Source organism: Dryocola sharpae (assembly GCF_051307055.1).
GTDB lineage: Bacteria > Pseudomonadota > Gammaproteobacteria > Enterobacterales > Enterobacteriaceae > Dryocola.
In genome coordinates this window covers 2,953,086-2,976,052 of sequence record NZ_CP149994.1, presented here as the reverse complement: position 1 = coordinate 2,976,052, position 22,967 = coordinate 2,953,086, and the positions used below count along the sequence as shown (strand labels likewise).

20 protein-coding genes are annotated in these 22,967 nt (G+C 55.6%); 17 read left to right on the top strand and 3 right to left on the bottom strand.

The genetic code is table 11. The annotated features are described in order from the left end of the window. Window positions 1-23 precede the first annotated feature (23 nt). Both yfbR and alaA read right to left on the bottom strand, forming a co-directional pair. A complete protein-coding gene (yfbR, locus tag WLO31_RS14150; RefSeq protein WP_435927244.1) occupies window positions 24-623 on the bottom strand; it encodes a 5'-deoxynucleotidase in 600 nt (199 codons plus the stop codon). Between the two features lie 79 nt (window positions 624-702). After that, window positions 703-1,917, bottom strand: coding sequence for an alanine transaminase AlaA (gene alaA / locus WLO31_RS14145; protein WP_435927243.1), 1,215 nt, complete (start codon window positions 1,915-1,917; stop codon window positions 703-705). 987 nt (window positions 1,918-2,904) lie between these two features. On the opposite strand from alaA, the gene lrhA reads away from it, so the two are divergent. From lrhA to nuoN, 14 genes are all read left to right on the top strand, one after another. Continuing rightward, complete coding sequence (gene lrhA / locus WLO31_RS14140) at window positions 2,905-3,840, top strand: transcriptional regulator LrhA (protein ID WP_435927242.1); 936 nt, start codon at window positions 2,905-2,907, stop codon at window positions 3,838-3,840. A gap of 629 nt (window positions 3,841-4,469) precedes the next feature. Further along, the gene (nuoA, locus tag WLO31_RS14135) at window positions 4,470-4,916 is read left to right on the top strand and encodes an NADH-quinone oxidoreductase subunit NuoA (protein ID WP_167605543.1); all 447 of its coding nucleotides are present in this window, start codon (window positions 4,470-4,472) and stop codon (window positions 4,914-4,916) included. Between the two features lie 15 nt (window positions 4,917-4,931). Then, window positions 4,932-5,609, top strand: coding sequence for an NADH-quinone oxidoreductase subunit NuoB (gene nuoB, locus WLO31_RS14130; RefSeq protein ID WP_435927241.1), 678 nt, complete (start codon window positions 4,932-4,934; stop codon window positions 5,607-5,609). Window positions 5,610-5,696: 87 nt separating this feature from the next. Then, the gene (nuoC, locus tag WLO31_RS14125; protein ID WP_435927240.1) at window positions 5,697-7,508 is read left to right on the top strand and encodes an NADH-quinone oxidoreductase subunit C/D; all 1,812 of its coding nucleotides are present in this window, start codon (window positions 5,697-5,699) and stop codon (window positions 7,506-7,508) included. Window positions 7,509-7,510: 2 nt separating this feature from the next. After that, the gene (gene nuoE, locus WLO31_RS14120; RefSeq protein WP_435927239.1) at window positions 7,511-8,011 is read left to right on the top strand and encodes an NADH-quinone oxidoreductase subunit NuoE; all 501 of its coding nucleotides are present in this window, start codon (window positions 7,511-7,513) and stop codon (window positions 8,009-8,011) included. Beyond that, complete coding sequence (nuoF, locus tag WLO31_RS14115; protein WP_435927238.1) at window positions 8,008-9,354, top strand: NADH-quinone oxidoreductase subunit NuoF; 1,347 nt, start codon at window positions 8,008-8,010, stop codon at window positions 9,352-9,354. Before nuoE ends, nuoF begins: the two co-directional genes overlap by 4 nt. 162 nt (window positions 9,355-9,516) lie before the next feature. Further along, window positions 9,517-12,240, top strand: coding sequence for an NADH-quinone oxidoreductase subunit NuoG (nuoG, locus tag WLO31_RS14110; protein WP_435927237.1), 2,724 nt, complete (start codon window positions 9,517-9,519; stop codon window positions 12,238-12,240). Next, window positions 12,237-13,214: an NADH-quinone oxidoreductase subunit NuoH gene (gene nuoH / locus WLO31_RS14105; RefSeq protein ID WP_435927236.1), complete on the top strand. Its 978-nt coding sequence runs from the start codon at window positions 12,237-12,239 to the stop codon at window positions 13,212-13,214. Before nuoG ends, nuoH begins: the two co-directional genes overlap by 4 nt. A 14-nt stretch (window positions 13,215-13,228) precedes the next feature. Then, the gene (gene nuoI / locus WLO31_RS14100) at window positions 13,229-13,771 is read left to right on the top strand and encodes an NADH-quinone oxidoreductase subunit NuoI (RefSeq protein WP_121268553.1); all 543 of its coding nucleotides are present in this window, start codon (window positions 13,229-13,231) and stop codon (window positions 13,769-13,771) included. Window positions 13,772-13,782: 11 nt separating this feature from the next. Next, on the top strand, window positions 13,783-14,340 hold the full coding sequence (nuoJ, locus tag WLO31_RS14095) for an NADH-quinone oxidoreductase subunit J (RefSeq protein ID WP_435927235.1): 558 nt from the start codon (window positions 13,783-13,785) through the stop codon (window positions 14,338-14,340). Beyond that, window positions 14,337-14,639 carry an NADH-quinone oxidoreductase subunit NuoK gene (gene nuoK / locus WLO31_RS14090; protein ID WP_121268556.1) on the top strand — a complete coding sequence of 101 codons (303 nt, stop codon included), beginning with the start codon at window positions 14,337-14,339 and terminating at the stop codon, window positions 14,637-14,639. Before nuoJ ends, nuoK begins: the two co-directional genes overlap by 4 nt. After that, entirely contained in the window at window positions 14,636-16,477 is a 1,842-nt protein-coding gene (gene nuoL, locus WLO31_RS14085) for an NADH-quinone oxidoreductase subunit L (RefSeq protein ID WP_435927234.1), read from the top strand. Before nuoK ends, nuoL begins: the two co-directional genes overlap by 4 nt. Window positions 16,478-16,619: 142 nt before the next feature. After that, on the top strand, window positions 16,620-18,149 hold the full coding sequence (gene nuoM, locus WLO31_RS14080) for an NADH-quinone oxidoreductase subunit M (protein ID WP_435927233.1): 1,530 nt from the start codon (window positions 16,620-16,622) through the stop codon (window positions 18,147-18,149). Between the two features lie 6 nt (window positions 18,150-18,155). Next, window positions 18,156-19,613 (top strand): NADH-quinone oxidoreductase subunit NuoN, encoded by a 1,458-nt coding sequence (gene nuoN, locus WLO31_RS14075; RefSeq protein WP_435927232.1) that lies wholly within the window; start codon window positions 18,156-18,158, stop codon window positions 19,611-19,613. 43 nt (window positions 19,614-19,656) lie between these two features. On the opposite strand, the gene rnz is transcribed toward nuoN, so the two are convergent. Beyond that, window positions 19,657-20,577, bottom strand: coding sequence for a ribonuclease Z (gene rnz / locus WLO31_RS14070; RefSeq protein ID WP_435927231.1), 921 nt, complete (start codon window positions 20,575-20,577; stop codon window positions 19,657-19,659). A 77-nt stretch (window positions 20,578-20,654) separates the two neighbouring features. On the opposite strand from rnz, the gene WLO31_RS14065 reads away from it, so the two are divergent. The 3 genes from WLO31_RS14065 (at window position 20,655) to menF (ending at window position 22,917) form a co-directional block, all read left to right on the top strand. Beyond that, the gene (locus WLO31_RS14065) at window positions 20,655-21,101 is read left to right on the top strand and encodes a GNAT family N-acetyltransferase (RefSeq protein ID WP_435927230.1); all 447 of its coding nucleotides are present in this window, start codon (window positions 20,655-20,657) and stop codon (window positions 21,099-21,101) included. Between the two features lie 92 nt (window positions 21,102-21,193). After that, a complete protein-coding gene (elaB, locus tag WLO31_RS14060) occupies window positions 21,194-21,493 on the top strand; it encodes a stress response protein ElaB (RefSeq protein WP_167605566.1) in 300 nt (99 codons plus the stop codon). Between the two features lie 122 nt (window positions 21,494-21,615). Further along, window positions 21,616-22,917 carry an isochorismate synthase MenF gene (gene menF / locus WLO31_RS14055; RefSeq protein ID WP_435927229.1) on the top strand — a complete coding sequence of 434 codons (1,302 nt, stop codon included), beginning with the start codon at window positions 21,616-21,618 and terminating at the stop codon, window positions 22,915-22,917. Window positions 22,918-22,967: the final 50 nt, after the last annotated feature.

The window sequence follows — 22,967 nt, the reverse complement described above, 5'->3', positions numbered from 1 at the left end:
GGGCGGCTTACGTCTTTCCCGACCTACAGCGGGGAATCCTGACTGATCTCATCAAGCGAAAGCTGGAAGCTTGGCACGAACACCTGCATAAAATAGTCCATCTCTTCGCTGTGCCTGTCCGCAAGGGTTTTTTCCAGACGGCCTTTAGCCAGCAGGAATTCGTTATTTCCGGCCGATAGCTCCTCCAGACATTTCAGGTAGGCGCACAGCGCATCTGCCTGTTTAACCGTGGCTTTTTCTTCTTCGCTGTACTGGTGCTCATCAATCAGCGGCGCCCAGATATCCCGCAGCTCTTCCGGCACCATATCGATTAACTTCTGCTGGGCAATCTTCTCGATAGCTTTATATTCATGCGCGATTTGCGAATTAAAATATTTAACCGGCGTTGGAAGATCGCCGGTCAGCACTTCGCTGGCGTCATGATAGAGGGCCAGGAGCGCAACGCGTTCGGCATTGACATTGCCGTTGAATTTGCGGTTTTTGATAGCGGCAAGGGCATGAGCAACCATCGCCACCTGCAGGCTGTGCTCCGACACGTTTTCAGTGCGCACGTTGCGCATGAGCGGCCAGCGGTTGATGAGCTTGAGGCGAGAAAGGTGGGCGAAGAAATGGCTTTGACTCATGAGGGCACCTGGCGTCTGGCAAAGAGAAACATTGTGCGAGGAGAAAGGGGAAGATGCAAACCTCTTCCCCCGGCAACGTTTACTGGCGGTAATGTTCCAGGAATCTGCCCAGCTTGTTGATGGACATCTCCAGCTCATCCACGCGCGGTAGCGTCACGATGCGAACGTGATCGGGCCACGGCCAGTTAAAAGCCGTTCCCTGCACCAGCAATACTTTTTCCTGCAGCAGGAAATCGAGCACCATTTTCTGATCGTCATGGATGTTAAAACGCTTCGCGTCGATTTTCGGGAACATATACAACGCACCGCGCGGCTTCACGCAGGAGACGCCGGGGATGTCGTTTATCAGTTCCCATGCGCGGTTACGCTGCTCGTAAAGGCGACCGCCGGGCACGATGAACTCGCTGATGCTCTGGTAGCCGCCCAGCGCGGTCTGGATGGCGTGCTGCGCCGGAACGTTGGCGCACAGGCGCATTGACGCCAGCATTTCCAGCCCTTCGATATAGCCTTTGGCATGCTTCTTCGGCCCGTTGAGCACCATCCAGCCCTGGCGGAAACCGGCAACGCGGTAAGTTTTGGACAGGCCGTTAAAGGTGATGGTCAACAAATCTGGCGCCATGGCGGCAATAGAATGATGCTGCGCTTCGTCGTAGAGGATTTTGTCGTAAATCTCATCGGCAAAGATGATCAGGTTGTGCTGACGGGCCAGCTCAACGATTTCCATCAGTAATTCTTTGGAATAGACCGCCCCGGTTGGGTTGTTGGGGTTGATAATCACGATGCCGCGGGTACGCGGCGTGATTTTGGCGCGGATATCATCAAGATCCGGGAACCAGTCGGCGGATTCATCACAAAGATAATGTACCGCCTTACCGCCGGAGAGCGACACGGCGGCTGTCCATAACGGGTAATCCGGCGCCGGAACCAGCATTTCATCGCCGCTGTTGAGCAGCGCCTGCATCGACTGGACAATCAGCTCAGAAACGCCGTTACCGATATAGATATCTTCAACGGTCACATCCCGCATGCCCCGCGCCTGATAATGCTGCATGATGGCCTTGCGTGCGGAGTACAGCCCTTTCGAGTCGCAATATCCCTGCGCGCCTGGAAGGTTGCGGATCACATCGACAAGGATTTCATCCGGGGCCTCAAAACCGAACGGGGCAGGGTTGCCGATATTCAGCTTAAGCACTTTATTGCCTTCTTCTTCCAGGCGTTTCGCCTCTTTGAGAACCGGACCGCGGATGTCATAACAAACGTTATCTAATTTGCTGGATTTTTCGATAGGGGACATGGAGCTTCGACCTTAAATGTTAGCGTTGCTTCCTGCCGTGGAAGCAACCAGGCACCAATGTACTCCTGGCCGAGGCAGATTTGAACCCAAACGAAGCGCATGAGCGCAATTTATCTGCAGCAGGATGTAAAACAAAAAGGCCTTTTGATTTTATCTTTTGGTTATTAATGTTGTCATAAAACTCAATGATAATATAATAATCTGGTTGTCTGCTTTGGTTGCGATTTTATATCCTGAGCAATGGCCAGTTGCGAAGTGGCTGATTCTGTTAGCCAGAAGCATAATATTGAAATACGGATAAGCAAAAGTGAATATTCGGGCCAGCGATAGCGGGCTGTAACGCTTATGGGTTAAAAAGATGTTTATAAACTTAATCGCAGATGTAATTAATAAATACTCAGAAAAACATTAAGCATATTTTATTATAGGAGGTAACGATATCAGCAATAGTCAGGAATAAGGGTTACTGGAAAGCATAAAAAAGAGAACGCGCGCAGATAATTCGCAATAGCTCTTATAAATCAACGCAATTTGCGGTAAGATACACCGCCTGATAGGGTTGCTCTAATGCCTTTGCTTTAAGTAATAGACTGCTTTATAAGGTGTTGTTTGGCATTTTTGTCTACCAGATTACTCCAGCTCCCGGAGTTATGAATGGCGCTTTTCCGTAGCGGGAATGAGCAGAATAAATAAGGCCAGATCCTGAAGTAGATTTACAATAGCGGCTCAATTTCAATTTAATCGGTTGATATGTCAATCTCTCCATTTATCGGTTGAATTAGCCAGCGTAATACTCCCGGAGCGAGCTTCACATAATTGATCCGCTCCGGCGAGAAAATAAAATATTAAAAAAATCAGAACGGCGTCTCGCAAAAGAGCACGAGATTTTAAGAGACGTTCTGTAAATGGAATTGCTTTATCTCTTTGATAAATCACAGCAATAGAACTAAGGCAGACTCGTAAGAGCAACCTACTAGTGAAAAAATTATGATTAACGCAAATCGTCCGATACTTAATCTCGACCTCGATCTGCTGAGAACTTTTGTCGCGGTCGCCGATCTTAATACCTTTGCGGCCGCCGCCGCAGCGGTGTGTCGTACTCAATCTGCGGTCAGCCAGCAGATGCAGCGCCTTGAGCAATTGGTTGGAAAGGAGCTCTTTGCACGCCATGGCCGTAACAAGCTGTTGACCGAACATGGTATTCAGCTATTGGGGTATGCGAGAAAAATCCTGCGTTTTAATGATGAAGCCTGCACCTCGCTTATGTTCAGCAACTTACAGGGCGTGCTGACCATCGGGGCTTCTGATGAAACCGCGGATACCATTCTTCCCTTCCTGCTTAACAGGATCAGCTCGGTTTACCCTAAACTGGCGCTGGATGTGCGGGTCAAACGTAATCCTTTCATGCTTGAAATGCTCACCCAGCAGGAAGTTGACCTGGTGGTGACAACCTCGAAGCCCGCCCATTTTGACTCGATAGTCCTGCGCACGTCGCCGACGCTCTGGTACTGCGCGGCAGATTACGTTTTTCAGAAGGGCGAGGCGGTACCGCTGGTTATGCTCGACGATCCGAGCCCGTATCGCGACATAATGATTGAGCATCTCAATGCGGAGCGCATCCAGTGGCGCATCTCTTATGTCGCCTCAACGCTTGCAGCGGTCAGGGCGGCGGTGAAAGCAGGACTTGGGATCACCGCCAGGCCTGTCGAGATGATGAGCCCTGAACTGCGGGTGCTCGGCTCGGCCGACGGCCTGCCCGTTATGCCGGATACGCGCTACCTGCTATGCCGTAATCCGCAGACCAATAACGAGCTGGCGCAGGCGATTTTCAACGCTATGGAAACTCAACCCAGCCCTTATAGCTACGCCATCGCCTCCGATGAAGGGGACGATCCTTCCCTGGTTGAGGGGCGGATGGAGTAATTTATCCGCTTCGTTAGTAACAAAATGTTAACTGTAAAAACAGGCCGCTGAAGAGATTATTTGCTCCAGCGGCCTGTTTTTCACGCGCTTAAGCTTTTCGTGCCTTTGAGCGCAAGAAAAATAATTCACAAACAAAAGATTACGCAGCAGCGTGCCGCCTGGCTTTTTCCCCGCAAACGCTGCCCGGAGGGGCAAAAGTATGTTAAAAAACGCAGGACATTGTTGCCTGTTTTTGCGATGGATTAACAAAAGCGTGTCTCAGATCAAGAAAATACTCCCTATGAGGGGGAGGAATAGTTGAGATTTCCTGCCAAAATAGACGGGCTGTTTAAAATTTTCCGCACAACGGACACGATTCACCATCCTTTAAATCGGGTTAATAACTCTGCGTCAGCGAGTTTTAACGCATTAAATGTTAATGAAATGACGTGGATGTAAACTAATGTGTGGATACTTTTGTTAAAGTTGACAAAAGGTTATAGAAAGGAGTAAAAAACCCCATCAATTCGCCGGTAAAATTTTTGCTTCCGGCAGTTATTGTAAGGTTAATTGTTCCTCCCCATGAATCGATGTGGTGTTCATCTGCCAACAAGAGTAGAGATTTTGGCGCCACTTTTGATGAGTAAGCAATGAGTATGTCAACATCCACTGAAGTTATCGCTCATCACTGGGCGTTCGCTGTCTTTCTTATTGTCGCCACTGGCCTGTGCTGCGTAATGCTGCTCGGGGCATGGTTCCTTGGCGGGAGAGCCAGGGGCCGGCATAAGAACACCCCCTTCGAGTCGGGTATCGACTCCGTTGGTTCCGCGCGTTTACGCCTTTCCGCTAAGTTTTACCTGGTGGCCATGTTCTTCGTTATCTTCGACGTGGAAGCCCTGTATCTCTATGCCTGGTCTACTTCTATCCGGGAAAGTGGCTGGATTGGTTTCGTGGAAGCCGCAATTTTCATTTTAGTGCTACTGGCTGGCCTGGTGTATTTGGCGCGTATTGGCGCGCTCGATTGGACTCCTGCGCGTTCGCGTCGTGAGAAAATCAACCCGGAAACCGACAGTAGAACTCAACGTCATACGCGCTAACAGCGAGGCAATAAGATGGACTATACGCTCACCCGCATAGACCCCAACAACGGTGAGAATGACCGTTATCCCCTGCAAAAACAGGAAATCGTAACCGATCCTCTTGAACAAGAAATTAACCGTAGCGTCTATGTGGGCAAGCTCGAGCATGCCCTGCACGATATGGTTAACTGGGGGCGTAAAAACTCAATCTGGCCTTACAACTTTGGCCTTTCTTGCTGCTACGTTGAGATGGTGACCTCGTTTACCGCCGTGCATGACGTGGCACGTTTTGGCGCAGAAGTTCTGCGCGCGTCCCCTCGTCAGGCTGACCTGATGGTGATAGCCGGCACCTGCTTTACCAAAATGGCACCGGTTATTCAGCGTCTTTACGATCAGATGCTCGAGCCGAAATGGGTTATCTCCATGGGCGCATGCGCAAACTCTGGCGGCATGTACGACATCTACTCCGTGGTGCAGGGCGTGGATAAATTCCTGCCGGTTGATGTTTACATCCCGGGCTGCCCGCCGCGTCCTGAAGCCTACATGCAGGCGCTGATGCTGCTGCAGGAGTCAATTGGGAAAGAGCGTCGCCCGCTGTCGTGGGTGGTTGGCGATCAGGGCGTTTACCGCGCCAACATGCAATCAGAGCGCGAGCGTAAGCGCGGCGAACGAATTGCGGTGACCAACCTGCGGACACCAGACGAGATTTAATTTGCGCCTGTAGTCAGAGAATTGGCTTCGCATATTAATAATATTAGCGCGAAGCACTGGCCGACAGTCACCACAGAACCATTTGCAATGGTGAGAAATATGACCGATTTAACCGCGCAAGATGCCACCCAGCAAAGCTGGCAAACCCGTGACCATTTAGATGATCCGGTGATAGGTGAACTGCGTAACCGTTTTGGGCCGGATGCCTTCACCGTTCAGCCTACCCGCACCGGGGTCCCGGTGGTGTGGGTCAAGCGTGAACAGCTGCTGGAAGTGGGCGATTTCTTAAAAAGACTGCCCAAACCTTACGTCATGCTGTTTGACCTGCATGGCATGGACGAGCGTCTTCGTACTCACCGCGACGGTTTACCGGCCGCGGATTTTTCCGTTTTCTACCACCTGATTTCCATTGAACGCAATCGCGATATCATGCTCAAGGTGGCATTATCTGAAAACGATCTGAACGTGCCGACGTTCACCAAACTTTTCCCGAACGCCAACTGGTATGAACGTGAAACCTGGGAAATGTTTGGCATCACCTTTAACGGCCACCCGCACCTGACGCGCATCATGATGCCGCCAACGTGGGAAGGCCACCCGCTGCGTAAAGACTACCCGGCGCGCGCCACCGAATTCGATCCGTTTGAGTTAACCAAACAGAAAGAAGATTTAGAGATGGAAGCGCTGACCTTCAAACCAGAAGACTGGGGTATGAAGCGCAGCAGCGAGCATGAAGATTTCATGTTCCTGAACCTCGGGCCAAACCACCCGTCTGCGCACGGCGCTTTCCGTATTATCCTGCAGCTTGACGGCGAAGAGATTGTCGACTGCGTGCCGGATATCGGTTATCACCACCGTGGCGCTGAGAAAATGGGCGAGCGTCAGTCCTGGCACAGCTATATTCCGTACACCGACCGTATCGAGTATCTCGGCGGCTGCGTGAACGAAATGCCGTACGTGCTGGCGGTTGAAAAACTGGCGGGCATCAAGGTTCCTGAGCGCGTGGACGTGATTCGCGTCATGCTTTCTGAGCTGTTCCGTGTCAACAGCCACCTGCTGTACATCTCCACGTTCATTCAGGACGTTGGTGCGATGACGCCGGTGTTCTTCGCGTTTACCGATCGTCAGAAAATCTACGATCTGGTGGAGGCTATTACCGGCTTCCGTATGCACCCGGCCTGGTTCCGTATCGGCGGCGTGGCGCACGACCTGCCGAACGGCTGGGAACGCCTGCTGAAAGAGTTCCTCGAGTGGATGCCAAAACGTCTGGACTCCTACGAGAAAGCTGCCCTGCGTAACACCATCCTGAAAGGTCGTTCTCAGGGCGTTGCGGCTTACGGTAAGAAAGAAGCGCTGGAGTGGGGCACCACCGGTGCTGGCCTGCGCGCAACCGGTATCGACTTCGATATCCGTAAAGCGCGCCCTTATTCTGGCTATGAAAACTTCGACTTCGAAATCCCGGTCGGCGGTGGCGTGAGCGACTGCTATACCCGCGTGATGCTGAAAGTAGAAGAGCTGCGCCAGAGCCTGCGTATTCTTGACCAGTGCCTGAAAAATATGCCGGCCGGCCCGTTCAAAGCGGATCACCCACTGACCACGCCGCCGCCGAAAGAGCGCACGCTGCAGCATATCGAAACCCTGATTACTCACTTCCTGCAGGTTTCCTGGGGCCCGGTGATGCCGGCCAACGAATCCTTCCAGATGATTGAGGCAACCAAGGGGATTAACAGTTACTACCTGACCAGCGACGGCAGCACCATGAGCTACCGTACCCGCATTCGTACCCCGAGCTTTGCGCACCTGCAGCAAATCCCGGCGGCTATCCGCGGCAGCCTGGTTTCTGACCTGATTGTCTATCTGGGTAGTATCGATTTTGTAATGTCTGATGTGGATCGCTAACTATGCACGATAACCTACAACCCCAGGCTGAAGCCTTTGAGCTGACTCAAGCTGAGCGTGAAGCGATTGAGCACGAAAAACACCATTACGAAGATGCTCGCGCCGCGTCCATCGAAGCGCTGAAGATCGTTCAGAAGCAGCGCGGCTGGGTGCCGGACGGCGCCATTTACGCCATCGCTGAGGTGCTGGGCATTCCTGCCAGCGACGTAGAAGGCGTAGCCACCTTCTATAGCCAGATTTTCCGCCAGCCGGTAGGCCGCCACGTTATTCGCTACTGCGACAGCGTGGTCTGCCACATTACGGGCTACCAGGGGATTCAGTCCGCTATCGAAGCAAAACTGAACATCAAGCCGGGTCAAACCACGTTTGATGGTCGCTTTACCCTGCTGCCGACCTGCTGTCTGGGCAACTGCGACAAGGGGCCGACGATGATGATTGATGAGGATACTCACAGCTATCTGACGCCGGAAGCGATCCCCGATCTGCTGGAGCAGTATAAATGAAGACGATTATTCGTACTGCCGAGACCCATCCGCTGACCTGGCGTTTGCGCGATGACAAACAGCCGGTCTGGCTGGATGAATATCGCAGCAAAAACGGTTATGAAGGCGCGCGTAAAGCCCTGAGCGGTATGGCGCCGGACGACATCGTTAACGCCGTAAAAGACGCAGGCCTTAAGGGCCGCGGCGGCGCTGGCTTCTCCACGGGTCTGAAGTGGAGCCTGATGCCGAAAGACGAATCCATGAACATCCGTTACCTGCTGTGTAACGCCGATGAAATGGAGCCGGGCACCTATAAAGACCGCCTGCTGATGGAGCAGCTGCCGCACCTGCTGGTGGAAGGCATGCTCATTTCCGCCTTCGCGCTGAAAGCGTATCGCGGGTATATTTTCCTGCGCGGCGAGTACATCGAAGCGGCGGTGAATTTACGTCGTGCGATTGCCGAAGCCACCGAAGCGGGCCTGCTGGGCAAAAACATCCTCGGTTCTGGTTTTGATTTTGAGCTGATCGTGCACACCGGCGCCGGGCGTTATATCTGCGGTGAAGAAACCGCGCTGATTAACTCCCTGGAAGGCCGTCGCGCCAACCCTCGCTCAAAACCGCCTTTCCCCGCATCAAGCGGCGTCTGGGGCAAACCAACCTGCGTTAACAACGTCGAAACTTTATGTAACGTTCCGGCCATTCTGGCCGACGGCGTGGAGTGGTACCAGGGCATCGGCGGCGGCATAAGCAAAGACGCCGGCACCAAGCTGATGGGCTTCTCCGGCCGCGTGAAAAACCCGGGCGTCTGGGAACTGCCTTTCGGCACCACCGCACGTGAAATCCTTGAAGATTACGCAGGCGGCATGCGCGACGGCCTGAAATTCAAAGCCTGGCAGCCGGGTGGGGCAGGGACAGACTTCCTGACCGAATCCCATCTCGACTTACCGATGGAGTTCGAAAGCATCGGTAAAGCGGGCAGCCGTCTGGGTACCGCGCTGGCGATGGCCGTCGACCATGAGATCGGCATGGTGCCGCTGGTGCGTAACCTGGAAGAGTTCTTTGCCCGTGAATCCTGCGGCTGGTGTACGCCTTGCCGTGACGGCCTGCCGTGGAGCGTAAAAATTCTGCGCGCCCTGGAGCGTGGCGAAGGCCAGCCTGGAGATATCGAGACGCTTGAGCAGCTGTGTCGTTTCCTGGGACCGGGTAAAACCTTCTGTGCGCATGCGCCGGGTGCGGTTGAGCCATTGCAGAGTGCGATTAAATATTTCCGCGACGAATTCGAAGCAGGCATTGCCAGACAGGACTTCGGTAATACGCGTGCCATTAACGGCATTCAGCCGAACCTGTTAAAAACGCGCTGGTGATATTGACCCCTCATCCGTAAACCGAACGATCTCTGTCATTGACGGAGAAAGCCGCTCGGTTCTCCTCTCCCTTCCAGGGAGAGGAGCAGGGTAAAGGTTATTTGCACAAGAATTTTTGATTAACGCCTGGGGTTACCCGGGCCAACTGGAAGCATGCTGACTATGGCTACGATTCATGTAGACGGCAAAGAATATGAGGTTAACGGGGCGGACAACCTGCTTGAAGCTTGTCTCTCCCTGGGCCTTGATATTCCTTATTTTTGCTGGCACCCGGCGCTGGGCAGCGTCGGTGCTTGCCGCCAGTGTGCGGTGAAGCAATATCAAAACGCAGAAGATACCCGTGGCCGCCTGGTGATGTCCTGTATGACACCAGCCTCCGACGGCACCTTTATCTCCATTGACGATGGCGAAGCAAAGCAGTTCCGCGAAAGCGTTGTGGAATGGTTGATGACCAACCACCCGCACGACTGTCCGGTCTGTGAAGAAGGCGGCAACTGCCACCTGCAGGATATGACGGTGATGACCGGCCATAGCTTCCGCCGCTATCGTTTTACCAAGCGTACCCACCGCAACCAGGATCTCGGCCCGTTCATTTCCCATGAAATGAACCGCTGTATCGCCTGCTACCGCTGCGTGCGTTACTACAAAGATTATGCGGACGGCAAAGATCTGGGCGTGTACGGCGCTCACGACAACGTCTACTTCGGACGTCCCGAAGATGGCGTGCTGGAAAGCGAGTTTTCCGGCAACCTGGTCGAAATTTGCCCGACCGGCGTCTTCACCGATAAGACCCACTCCGAGCGCTACAACCGTAAGTGGGATATGCAGTTTGCGCCAAGCATCTGCCAGCAGTGCTCTCTGGGCTGTAACACCAGCCCTGGCGAACGCTACGGTGAACTGCGTCGTATCGAAAACCGCTATAACGGCACGGTTAACCACTACTTCCTGTGCGACCGCGGTCGTTTCGGCTATGGCTATGTGAACCTGAAAGATCGTCCTCGTCATCCAATCCAGCGCCGCGGCGACGATCTGATCGTCCTGAACGCGGAGCAGGCGATGCAGGGCGCGGCGGATATTCTGCGCCAGTCGAAGAAAGCGATCGGCATCGGCTCCCCGCGCGCCAGCGTAGAAAGCAACTTTGCGCTGCGTGAGCTGGTTGGCGCGGATAACTTCTATACCGGCATCGCAGCCGGCGAGCAGGCGCGTCTGCAGCTGATGCTTAAGGTGCTGCGTGAAAGCGGTATCCATACGCCTGCGCTGCGTGAAATCGAATCCTACGATGCGGTGCTGATTCTGGGCGAAGACGTTACCCAGACCGGCGCCCGTGCCGCGCTGGCGATTCGCCAGGCCGTGAAGGGCAAAGCGCGTGAAATGGCAGCGGCGCAAAAAGTGGCCGACTGGCAGATTGCGGCAATCATGAACATCGGCCAGCATGCGAAACATCCGCTGTTTGTCACCAACGTGGATAACACCCGCCTGGACGACATCGCGGCATGGACCTATCGCGCGCCGGTTGAAGATCAGGCGCGCCTGGGCTTTGCGATTGCCAACGCGCTGGACGCTAACTCCCCGGCCGTTGAGCTGGATCGCGACCTGAAAAATAAAGTCGAGGTGATTGTTCAGGCATTAGCCGGTGCTAAAAAGCCGCTTATCGTTTCCGGGACTAACGCCGGTAGCGAAGCGGTGATTCAGGCGGCGGCAAACGTGGCGAAAGCGCTGAAAGGCCGCGGCGCCGATGTCGGTATTACCATGATTGCTCGCGCCGTGAACAGCGTTGGTCTGGGCATGATCGGCGGCGGATCGCTTGACGACGCGCTGGGCGAACTGGAAAGCGGCGCGGCCGATGCGGTTATCGTGCTGGAAAACGATCTGCATCGCCACGCAAGCGCAGCCCGGGTTGACGCAGCGCTCTCTAAAGCGCCGCTGGTGCTGGTTATCGACCATCAGCGTACCGCTATCATGGACAAAGCCCATCTGGTGCTCTCCACCGCAAGCTTTGCCGAGAGCGACGGCACGGTTATTAACAACGAAGGCCGCGCGCAGCGCTTCTTCCAGGTTTATGACCCGGCGTACTACGACCACAGCGTTGCGATGCTTGAAAGCTGGCGCTGGCTGCACTCCCTGCACAGCACCGTTCGCAGCCGTGAAGTGGACTGGACGCAGCTCGATCACGTGATCGACGCCTGCGTGAAAGCGCTGCCGCAGCTGGCCGGCATTAAAGAAGCGGCGCCTGACGCAAGCTTCCGCATCCGCGGGCAAAAACTGTCTCGTGAACCGCATCGCTACAGCGGCCGTACCGCAATGCGCGCCAACATCAGCGTGCACGAACCGCGTCAGCCGCAGGATAAAGACACGATGTTCGCCTTCTCGATGGAAGGGAATAACCAGCCGTCCGCGCCGCGTTCGCAAATTCCGTTCGCATGGGCGCCGGGCTGGAACTCACCGCAGGCGTGGAACAAATTCCAGGCCGAAGTGGGCGGTCATCTGCGTCACGGCGATCCGGGCGTGCGTCTGATTGAGGCAACCGAAACGGGCATTGATTTCTTCACCGCCGTGCCGGAAACCTTCCAGGCGGAAGAGGGCAAATGGCGTATTGCGCCGTACTACCATCTGTTTGGCAGCGACGAGATGTCCCAGCGTTCGCCTGTCTTCCAGAGCCGTATGGTCGCGCCGTACCTGACGCTGAACCCGGCTGATGCCGCGAAGCTTGGCGTGAACGCAGGCCAGCTGGTTTCCTTTAGCTATGAAGGCCAGACGCTGAGTCTGCCGCTGCAGCTCTCCGAAGGGCTGACGGCAGGGCAGGTTGGTCTGCCGATGGGCATGCCTGGCATTGCGCCGGTTCTGGCCGGCGCTCGTCTTGAAAATCTGCAGGAGGCGGCGTTATGAGTTGGTTGACACCGGATGTTATCGACATTCTGCTGAGCGTTCTCAAGGCGGTTGCGATCCTGCTTGTGGTCGTCACCTGCGGCGCGTTCATGAGCTTCGGCGAACGTCGTCTGCTTGGCCTGTTCCAGAACCGTTATGGACCAAACCGCGTAGGCTGGGGCGGCTCGCTCCAGCTGGTGGCGGACATGATCAAGATGTTCTTTAAAGAGGACTGGGTGCCGCGCTTCTCGGATCGCGTAATCTTTACTCTTGCGCCAATGATTGCCTTCACCTCGCTGCTGCTGGCCTTTGCGATCGTGCCGGTCAGCCCGAACTGGGTGGTGGCGGATCTGAACATCGGCATCCTGTTCTTCCTGATGATGGCGGGTCTTGCGGTTTACGCCGTTCTGTTCGCGGGCTGGTCAAGCAACAACAAATACTCCCTGCTGGGGGCGATGCGTGCTTCTGCGCAGACGCTCAGCTACGAAGTGTTCCTTGGTCTTTCCCTGATGGGCGTGGTGGCGCAGGCGGGGTCGTTCAATATGGGCGATATCGTCAACAACCAGGCGCACCTGTGGAACGTCGTCCCGCAGTTCTTCGGCTTTATCACCTTTGCGATTGCGGGCGTTGCGGTTTGTCACCGTCACCCGTTTGACCAGCCGGAAGCCGAGCAGGAGCTGGCCGATGGCTACCACATCGAATATTCCGGCATGAAGTTCGGTCTGTTCTTCGTCGGGGAATACATCGGCATCGTCACCGTCTCCGCGCTGATTGTGACGCTGTTCTTTGGTGGCTGGAATGGCCCGTGGTTACCGCCGTTCATCTGGTTCGCGTTGAAAACCGCGTTCTTCATGATGATGTTCATTTTGATTCGCGCAGCGTTGCCTCGTCCACGTTATGACCAGGTGATGTCCTTCGGCTGGAAAGTTTGCCTGCCGCTGACGCTTGTCAATCTGCTGGTGACCGCCGCGGTCATTCTCTATCAGGCACCATAAGGGGTGAAAAAACCATGACATTGAAAGAGTTAGTGGTTGGTTTCGGCACCCAGGTACGCAGTATCTGGATGATCGGTCTGCACGCTTTCGCCAAACGCGAAACGCAGATGTATCCGGAAGAACCAGTCTATCTGCCGCCACGCTATCGTGGCCGTATCGTGCTGACGCGCGATCCGGACGGCGAAGAGCGTTGCGTTGCCTGTAACCTGTGCGCGGTTGCCTGCCCCGTTGCCTGTATCTCCTTGCAAAAAGCAGAGACGAAAGACGGCCGCTGGTATCCGGAATTCTTCCGCATCAACTTCTCACGCTGCATTTTCTGCGGCCTGTGCGAAGAAGCCTGTCCGACTACCGCGATTCAGCTGACCCCGGACTTCGAGCTGGGCGAGTTTAAGCGTCAGGATCTGGTATATGAAAAAGAGGACCTGCTGATCTCCGGTCCGGGTAAATACCCGGAATATAACTTCTACCGGATGGCAGGTATGGCAATCGACGGCAAAGATAAGGGCGAAGCGGAAAACGAAGCCAAGCCTATCGACGTCAAAGGCCTGTTACCTTAAGGAGCAAGGCAATGGAATTCGCTTTTTATATTTGCGCCGTTGTGGCAGTCCTGACCACCCTGCGGGTGATCACGCACAGTAATCCGGTACACGCCCTGTTGTATCTGATCATCTCTTTGCTGGCTATCGCCGGGGTGTTCTTCTCGCTCGGCGCCTATTTTGCCGGTGCGCTGGAGATTATCGTCTACGCCGGGGCCATCATGGTGCTGTTCGTCTTCGTGGTGATGATGCTCAACCTCGGCAATTCGGTGGTGCAGCAGGAGCGCGAGTGGCTTAAACCACAGCTGTGGATTGGTCCTGGCCTGCTCTCTGCGGTGCTGCTTGTGGTGCTGGTTTACGCGATCCTCTCTCTTAACGATCAGGGTATCGACGGCACGTCAATTGACGCGAAACAGGTTGGCATCGCGCTGTTTGGTCCATACGTTCTGGCCGTTGAGCTGGCGTCCATGCTGCTGCTGGCAGGCCTCGTTGTCGCCTTCCACCTGGGTCGCGAAGACCGCGCCGGTGAAGTGCTGAGCAACCGTCAGGCAGATATGGCTACAAAAAGAAAAACGGAGGAGCACGTATGATCCCGCTGCAACATGGACTCATTCTCGCCGCCATTTTGTTCGTGCTGGGGCTGACGGGTCTGGTTATCCGTCGCAACCTGCTTTTCATGCTGATCAGTCTGGAAATCATGATTAACGCCGCGGCGCTCGCTTTTGTGGTCGCCGGAAGCTACTGGGGCCAGGCCGACGGTCAGGTGATGTATATCCTGGCGATTAGCCTTGCGGCAGCGGAAGCCAGTATTGGCCTTGCGCTGTTGCTGCAGCTCCATCGTCGTCGCCAGAATCTGAATATCGATTCAGTAAGTGAGATGCGTGGATGAACCTTCTCTGGTTAACCATTCTTTTGCCATTTATTGGCTTTGTACTGTTGGCATTTTCCCGTGGCCGCTGGTCGGAAAACCTGTCCGCTACGGTCGGCATCGGCTCTATCGGTCTGGCGGCGCTGGTTACCGCCATTGCGGGCATTGATTTCTTTAACAACGGCCGTCAGGCGTTTGTTCAGCCGCTGTGGACCTGGATGTCGGTAGGCGATTTTAATATCGGCTTCAATCTGGTGCTCGACGGCCTGTCGCTGACCATGCTCTCCGTGGTGACGGGCGTTGGTTTCCTCATCCACATGTACGCCTCCTGGTATATGCGTGGGGAAGAGGGCTATTCCCGCTTCTTCGCCTACACCAACCTGTTTATCGCAAGCATGGTGGTGCTGGTGCTGGGCGATAACCTGCTGCTGATGTACCTCGGCTGGGAAGGCGTGGGTCTGTGCTCCTATCTGCTGATCGGTTTTTACTATACCGATCAGAAGAACATTGCCGCAGCCATGAAAGCCTTCGTGGTGACTCGTGTGGGCGACGTGTTCCTCGCTTTCGCGCTCTTCATCCTCTACAACGAGCTGGGCACGCTGAACTTCCGTGAAATGGTTGAGCTGGCGCCTGCGCACTTCGCTGAAGGCAATGAAATGCTGAAGTGGGCGACGCTGATGCTGCTGGGCGGCGCGGTAGGTAAATCTGCGCAGCTTCCTCTGCAGACCTGGCTTGCGGACGCGATGGCTGGCCCAACGCCGGTTTCGGCGCTGATCCACGCGGCCACCATGGTTACCGCGGGCGTGTACCTGATCGCTCGTACTCACGGCCTGTTCCTGATGACGCCTGAAGTGCTGCATCTGGTCGGCATCGTGGGCGCGGTGACGCTGGTGATGGCGGGCTTTGCGGCGCTGGTGCAAACCGACATCAAACGCGTGCTGGCTTACTCCACCATGAGCCAGATCGGCTACATGTTCCTGGCGCTTGGCGTGCAGGCGTGGGACGCGGCTATCTTCCACCTGATGACGCACGCGTTCTTTAAAGCGCTGCTGTTCCTGTCGTCCGGTTCGGTGATTCTGGCCTGCCACCACGAGCAAAACATCTTCAAAATGGGCGGCCTGCGCAAATCGATTCCGCTGGTGTATGCCTGCTTCCTGGTCGGCGGCGCGGCGCTGTCTGCTCTGCCGCTGATTACCGCAGGCTTCTTCAGTAAGGACGAGATCCTTGCCGGAGCGATGGCGAACGGTCATCTCAACCTGATGGTGGCAGGCCTGGTCGGCGCGTTTATGACCTCCCTGTACACCTTCCGTATGATCTTCATCGTCTTCCACGGTAAAGAGCAGATCCACGCTCACGCGCTTAAAGGCATTACTCATCATCTGCCGCTGATTGTGCTGCTGGTGCTCTCCACCTTCGTCGGCGCGTTGATTGTTCCGCCATTAGCGGGCGTACTGCCGGAAACCACCGAGCTTGCGCACGGCAGTGTGCTGACTCTTGAGATCACCTCGGGCGTTGTCGCTATCGCCGGTATCCTGATTGCAGCCTGGCTGTGGCTGGGTAAACGCACGCTGGTAACGGCTATCGCCAACAGCGCGCCGGGCCGTTTCTTCGGTACATGGTGGTTCCATGCCTGGGGCTTCGACTGGCTGTATGACAAAGTCTTCGTGAAGCCGTTCCTTGGCATCGCATGGCTGCTCAAACGCGATCCGCTGAACTCGATGATGAACATTCCGGCAGTGCTTTCCCGCTTCGCAGGCCGCGGCCTGCTGGTGAGCGAGAACGGTTACCTGCGCTGGTATGTGGCATCCATGAGTATCGGTGCGGTGGTGGTTCTGGGCCTGCTGTTGGTCTTGCGCTAACGCGGAATTGAACTCCCCATCCCGCAGGGCGGGTAAGCGCGGCGGCAACACTAAGGTGGCTGACGCTAACGCTTATCCATCCTGCGCAGGAAGGGGAAGTGAGTGATGTTTTGGTTTATTTTGACTTAGGGACACAAATGCCATGCTATTACCCTGGCTAATATTAATCCCCTTTATTGGCGGCTTCTTCTGCTGGCAAACCGAGCGCTTCGGCGTAAAAGTGCCGCGTTGGATAGCGCTGGTGACCATGGGGCTGACACTGGCGCTCTCGCTGCAACTCTGGTTGCAGGGCGGCTATTCTCTGACGCAGGCTGCGGGTCTGCCGCAGTGGCAGTCAGAATTTGTCCTGCCGTGGATCCCACGCTTCGGGATTGAAATTCACCTGGCGCTTGACGGCCTGTCGCTGCTGATGGTCGTGCTGACCGGTCTGCTCGGCGTGCTGGCAGTACTCTGTTCCTGGAATGAAATCGAAAAATATCAGGGCTTCTTCCACTTAAACCTGATGTGGATCCTCGGCGGCGTTATCGGCGTGTTCCTTGCCATCGATATGTTCCTGTTCTTCTTCTTCTGGGAGATGATGCTGGTGCCGATGTACTTCCTGATCGCGCTATGGGGCCACAAAGCCTCCGACGGGAAGACGCGTATTACCGCCGCAACCAAGTTCTTCATCTATACCCAGGCAAGCGGCCTGGTGATGTTGATTGCCATTCTCGGCCTGGTGTTCGTGCACTATAACGCGACCGGCGTCTGGACCTTCAACTACGAGCTGCTGCTGAAAACGCCGATGTCCCACGGCGTGCAATGGCTGCTGATGCTGGGCTTCTTCATCGCCTTTGCGGTAAAAATGCCGGTGGTTCCGCTGCACGGCTGGCTGCCGGACGCGCACTCCCAGGCGCCGACGGCGGGTTCCGTTGACCTTGCGGGTATCTTGCTGAAAACCGCGGCCTACGGCCTGCTGCGCTTCTCTCTGCCGCTGTTCCCGGAGGCTTCCGCTGAATTCGCCCCGATTGCCATGTGGCTGGGCGTCATCGGTATCTTCTACGGCGCGTGGATGGCCTTCGCCCAGACCGACATCAAACGTCTGATTGCTTATACCTCCGTCTCCCACATGGGCTTCGTGCTGATCGCCATTTATACCGGCAGCCAGCTGGCCTACCAGGGCGCGGTTATCCAGATGATCGCTCACGGTCTTTCCGCGGCGGGCATGTTCATCATCTGCGGCCAGCTCTACGAGCGTCTGCACACCCGTGACATGCGCCTGATGGGCGGCCTGTGGAGCAAAATCAAATGGCTGCCGGGTCTGTCGATGTTCTTCGCTGTGGCAACTCTCGGGATGCCGGGCACCGGTAACTTCGTCGGCGAGTTCATGATCCTGTTCGGCAGCTTCCACGTGGTGCCGGTCATTACCGTGATCTCGACCTTCGGCCTGGTGTTTGCCTCTGTTTATTCCCTGGCGATGCTGCATCGCGCCTACTTCGGTAAAGCGAAAAGCGAAATCAGCGATAAGCAACTGCCTGGAATGTCGCTGCGCGAGTTCTTTATCATCCTGTTGCTGGTGGTGCTGTTAGTCCTGCTGGGCTTTTATCCGCAGCCAATTCTGGATACCTCGCACGCTGCGATGAGCAACGTTCAGCAGTGGTTCACCAGTTCAATTTCAACTACAAGGCCGTAATTCGCCATGACTATAACTCCTCAACATTTGATCGCGCTGCTGCCGCTGTTGATCGTCGGATTGACGGTAGTGGTTGTGATGCTCTCCATAGCGTGGCGACGCGACCATTTTGTCAATGCAACCCTGTCCGTAATCGGTCTTAACGCCGCGCTCGTCTCCCTGTGGTTTGTGGGGCAGGCGGGGGCGATGGACGTCACCCCGCTGATGCGCGTTGACGGCTATGCCATGCTCTATACCGGGCTGGTGCTGCTGGCAAGCCTTGCCACCATGACGTTCGCCTATCCGTGGCTGCAGGGTTATACCGATAACCGCGAAGAGTTCTACCTGCTGGTGCTGATTGCAGCCATGGGCGGCATTCTGCTGGCTAACGCGAACCATCTGGCCTCGCTGTTCCTCGGTATTGAATTGATTTCACTGCCGCTGTTCGGCCTGATTGGCTATGCCTTCCGCCAGAAACGTTCGCTGGAAGCGAGCATTAAATACACCATCCTCTCCGCCGCCGCCTCTTCATTTTTGCTGTTCGGTATGGCGCTGGTGTATGCGGAATCCGGCAACCTGTCGTTTGTGAGCCTGGGTAAAAGCCTCGCGGATAACATGCTGCACGAGCCGCTGCTGCTGGCGGGCCTGGGCCTGATGATCGTCGGCCTCGGCTTTAAACTCTCTCTGGTGCCGTTCCACCTGTGGACGCCGGACGTATACCAGGGCGCGCCTGCTCCGGTTTCCACCTTCCTGGCAACCGCCAGCAAAATCGCCATCTTTGGCGTGGTGATGCGTCTGTTCCTCTACGCGCCGGTGGGCGACAGCGAAGCCGTGCGCGTGGTGCTGGGCATTATCGCCTTCGTCTCCATCATCTTCGGCAACCTGATGGCGCTGAGCCAGACCAATATCAAACGTCTGCTCGGTTACTCCTCCATCGCGCACCTGGGCTATCTGATGGTGGCGCTGATTGCTCTGCAAAGCGGCAGCATGTCGATGGAGTCCGTTGGCGTTTATCTGGCAGGCTACCTGTTCAGCAGCCTCGGCGCGTTCGGCGTGGTCAGCCTGATGTCCAGCCCATACCGTGGTCCCGACGCAGACTCTCTGTACTCCTATCGCGGCCTGTTCTGGCATAAGCCAATCCTGTCTGCGGTGATGACGGTGATGATGCTTTCCCTGGCCGGTATCCCGATGACGCTGGGCTTTATCGGTAAGTTCTATATCATCGCGGTAGGCGTGCAGGCGCACCTGTGGTGGCTGACCGGCGCGGTCGTGCTGGGCAGCGCCATCGGCCTTTACTACTATCTGCGCGTGACGGTGAGCCTGTATCTGAGCGCGCCTCAGCAGCTCAACCGCGATACCCCAGGAAACTGGGCGCTTACCGCAGGCGGCGTGGTAGTGCTGATCTCCGCCTTTTTGGTACTGCTGCTGGGCGTTTACCCGCAGCCGCTTATCGACCTGGTGCAGTTAGCGAAACCGCTGATGTAAGCTGAGCCCCACCGTTTTAAACCGCCGCTTGCCGGCGGTTTTTTTATGCTCCGATTTTAACGGTCAGAAAATCTTCAGCCGCAAGCGTTGCCGGGAAAATATTTCTGCATTCGTTGAGTAAAGCTTCACAACCAGACGGGTCGTAGCGGGAGCTGAAATGGGTTATCACCAGCTGGCCGACGCCCGCGGCTTTCGCCAGCGTCGCAGCCTGTACGGAGGTGGAATGGCCGCGGCCGTTGGCTTTTTCTTCCATTGAGGCTTCAAGCGTCGTTTCGTGCACCATGACATCCACGCCTTTTGCCAGCGCAAGCGCGGCAGGCGTCGGGCCGGTATCTCCGAAAATGGCCAGCGTTTTTCCTTTCCGGGGCGCGCCCTGATAATCCTTACCATCCAGAATGCGTCCATCCTCAAGCGAAACCGTTTCACCGCGCTTGAGGCGTTGAAAAATCGGGCCCGGCCGCACGCCCTGGGCTATCAGTCGCGGCGCATCAAGCGCGCCGGGCCTGTCGTGTTGCTCTATGCGATAGCCATAACATTCAAGCGGATGGGTTAACGGGAAGGCGGTGACGCGAAACTCGTCGTCGCAAAAAATTTCGCCTTCGCTAATCTCAACGATCTCAAGAGGGAAGGCCGTCCAGGAGCCGCTAAGCCGCAAAACCGTGTCAATAAACTGGCGTATGCCTTGCGGGCCATAAACCGTCAAAGGCGCATCGTTACCCGCCATTGAACGGCTGCACAGCAGGCCCGGCAGGCCAAAAATATGGTCGCCGTGCAGATGCGTGATGAAAATCTTGCTGAATTTACCCGGATTAAAGGCGGTACTCAGCATCTGGTGCTGGGTCCCTTCGCCGCAGTCAAACAGCCAGAGGTGGGGCTGATTATTCATGGGGTTAAAAACTATCGCGCTGACGTTGCGCGTTTTGCAGGGCACGCCCGCTGAGGTACCTAAAAAAGTTAGCTCCATTGCTTCCTTTTGCTCCGGCAAAGGCTAAAAAACCTTTAGTATAAGCGATCCGTTATGCCGCCATCAGGAGCGCAACCATGAACTGGCAGGACCTGCATCATTCCGAGCTTGACGTCCCTTCTTTATATACCGTGCTGGCATTGCGCAACGCGGTCTTTGTGGTGGAACAAAACTGTCCTTATCAGGATATCGACGGCGACGATCTCATCGGTGAGAACCGGCACATCCTGGGCTGGCGCGACGGCAGGCTGGTGGCCTATGCCAGGATTCTGAAAAGCGATAACGAGCTGGAGCCGGTGGTGATTGGCCGCGTGATCGTTGATTCGGCCATGCGCGGCGAAAAATTGGGCTACAGGCTGATGGAGCAGGCTATAGCTTCATGCCGGCAGCACTGGCCGGACAGCACGATTTATCTTGGGGCGCAGGCGCATTTGCAATCGTTCTACGCTCATTTCGGTTTCAAGCCTGTTACCGAAGTTTATGAGGAGGATGGGATCCCTCACGTTGGCATGGCAAATCGTTAAAGCCCGGCAAGAGGCAAAAATGCGCGCCATTGTCTATAGTTAGCGGATGAGCAGATTTCCTTCCTTTTGTGGAAATAACACGGAGAAAAATAATGCAACCGTATGAATCTCGTCTTGATGATGATCTGACCCTGCTTAGTGAAACGCTTGAGGAAGTTCTGCGTTCTTCCGGTGATCCGGCGGATCAGAAGTATATTGAACTGAAAGAACGTGCCGAGCAGGCGCTTAACGATGTCAAAGCGCGCGTCAGTAACGCTTCCGACACGTACTATTATCGCGCCAAACAAGCCGTTTACCGTGCCGACGACTACGTTCGTGAAAAACCCTGGCAGGGAATTGGCGTAGGCGCCGCCGCAGGGCTGGTGCTTGGGCTGCTGTTAGCCCGTCGCTAAGGCAAGGCTGGCGTACTTCAGGCGTGCGCCAGATTAAATGAAATCTTACCCATTGGGTGGGATTTTTTTTTATGGCCATAACCACGTATAATCAGGGGCTTTTCAGGGAAGGTGAGGTACACGTGAATTCAGTAACCGTCGCGCTGCAGCAGTTCCAGCTTGCATTGACAGAGGAATTTGCGGACGAACCCGGCCTGAAGCGCCTGTGTGCCGCGATCGCCTTAAGCGATGACGCCGACCCGCTAGGCTGGCTTGCCTGCCAGCGCCTTTATCCGCAATTTTACTGGCAGCAAAGAGATGGCGATGATGAAGTTGCCGCCCTTGGCGCCGTGCGCCGATTTAACGCCCTGGCGGATGCTCAGTCCTTCCTGAATAGCTGGCCTCAAACGCCCTCGCTGCGTATCTGGGGGCTCAATGCCTTCGACCCGGCGCAGGGCTTTTTGTTTTTATCGCGCCTTGAGTGGCGGCGAAAAGGGGGCGAGGCCTGCCTTTGGCTTCATCTTTACAGCGAAACATCCTTAAGGGACGACGCGCGGGAAGCCACGGCTTTTCTTGCACAAATCCTCGCGCCTAAGCCCTTGCTTCCACTTCATCTTCAGTGCCTGAGCGAACATCACCAGCCGGGCCTCGATGGATGGCACGCGTTGATTGGCAAGGCAACGGTCGCGATTGACCGCGGCGAGATGGACAAAGTGGTGCTGGCGCGCGCCACCGATCTGCACTTTTCCGCGCCGGTTTCCGCCGCGGGATTTATGGCCGCCAGCCGGCGCGTCAATTTCAACTGCTACCACTTCCTTATGATCTTTGATGCTCACAGCGCTTTTCTTGGCTCAAGCCCGGAGCGGCTATGGCGACGCATTGATTCCGCGCTGCGCACCGAGGCCCTGGCCGGCACCGTCGCAAACCACGTTGAGGATTATCACGCCTGGTCATTAGGCCAGTGGCTGCTAAAAGATGATAAAAATCAGCGCGAAAATATGCTGGTGGTGGAAGATATCTGCCAGCGCCTGCAGCAGAAAGTAGGCGTGCTGGACGTGCTGCCTGCGCAGGTGGTTCGCCTGCGCAAGGTGCAGCATCTGCGTCGTTGTATCTGGACGGAAATGCCTGAGGCGGACGATGCCGTTTGCCTGGAGCAATTACAGCCCACGGCGGCCGTGGCTGGTCTGCCGCGCGAGCCGGCCAAATCATTCATTAATAACTTTGAACCGTTCGCGCGTGAATGGTATGCGGGATCGGCGGGATATCTTTCCCTTCATCAAACGGAGTTTTGCGTTGCGCTACGTTCGGCGAAAATCACCGGGACTACGGTCAGACTGTACGCCGGGGCGGGCATTGTCGCGGGCTCGGATGCGGCGCAGGAGTGGCAGGAAATAGAAAATAAAGCCGCCGGGCTACGCACTTTATTGACCAGAACAGCCTTCTGAATGACACATTACCGGTTCATATCAATATATTCACTCCAGCAATAATTATA

Coding starts and splice junctions, on each gene's coding strand:
- lrhA (WP_435927242.1), top strand. CDS start 2,905: ATGATTAACGCAAATCGTCCGATACTTAATCTCGACCTCGATCTGCTG.
- nuoE (WP_435927239.1), top strand. CDS start 7,511: ATGCACGATAACCTACAACCCCAGGCTGAAGCCTTTGAGCTGACTCAA.
- nuoI (WP_121268553.1), top strand. CDS start 13,229: ATGACATTGAAAGAGTTAGTGGTTGGTTTCGGCACCCAGGTACGCAGT.
- elaB (WP_167605566.1), top strand. CDS start 21,194: ATGCAACCGTATGAATCTCGTCTTGATGATGATCTGACCCTGCTTAGT.
- nuoA (WP_167605543.1), top strand. CDS start 4,470: ATGAGTATGTCAACATCCACTGAAGTTATCGCTCATCACTGGGCGTTC.
- nuoN (WP_435927232.1), top strand. CDS start 18,156: ATGACTATAACTCCTCAACATTTGATCGCGCTGCTGCCGCTGTTGATC.
- rnz (WP_435927231.1), bottom strand. CDS start 20,577: ATGGAGCTAACTTTTTTAGGTACCTCAGCGGGCGTGCCCTGCAAAACG.
- nuoL (WP_435927234.1), top strand. CDS start 14,636: ATGAACCTTCTCTGGTTAACCATTCTTTTGCCATTTATTGGCTTTGTA.
- yfbR (WP_435927244.1), bottom strand. CDS start 623: ATGAGTCAAAGCCATTTCTTCGCCCACCTTTCTCGCCTCAAGCTCATC.
- WLO31_RS14065 (WP_435927230.1), top strand. CDS start 20,655: ATGAACTGGCAGGACCTGCATCATTCCGAGCTTGACGTCCCTTCTTTA.
- nuoC (WP_435927240.1), top strand. CDS start 5,697: ATGGTGAGAAATATGACCGATTTAACCGCGCAAGATGCCACCCAGCAA.
- nuoG (WP_435927237.1), top strand. CDS start 9,517: ATGGCTACGATTCATGTAGACGGCAAAGAATATGAGGTTAACGGGGCG.
- nuoF (WP_435927238.1), top strand. CDS start 8,008: ATGAAGACGATTATTCGTACTGCCGAGACCCATCCGCTGACCTGGCGT.
- nuoH (WP_435927236.1), top strand. CDS start 12,237: ATGAGTTGGTTGACACCGGATGTTATCGACATTCTGCTGAGCGTTCTC.
- alaA (WP_435927243.1), bottom strand. CDS start 1,917: ATGTCCCCTATCGAAAAATCCAGCAAATTAGATAACGTTTGTTATGAC.
- nuoB (WP_435927241.1), top strand. CDS start 4,932: ATGGACTATACGCTCACCCGCATAGACCCCAACAACGGTGAGAATGAC.
- nuoJ (WP_435927235.1), top strand. CDS start 13,783: ATGGAATTCGCTTTTTATATTTGCGCCGTTGTGGCAGTCCTGACCACC.
- nuoM (WP_435927233.1), top strand. CDS start 16,620: ATGCTATTACCCTGGCTAATATTAATCCCCTTTATTGGCGGCTTCTTC.
- nuoK (WP_121268556.1), top strand. CDS start 14,337: ATGATCCCGCTGCAACATGGACTCATTCTCGCCGCCATTTTGTTCGTG.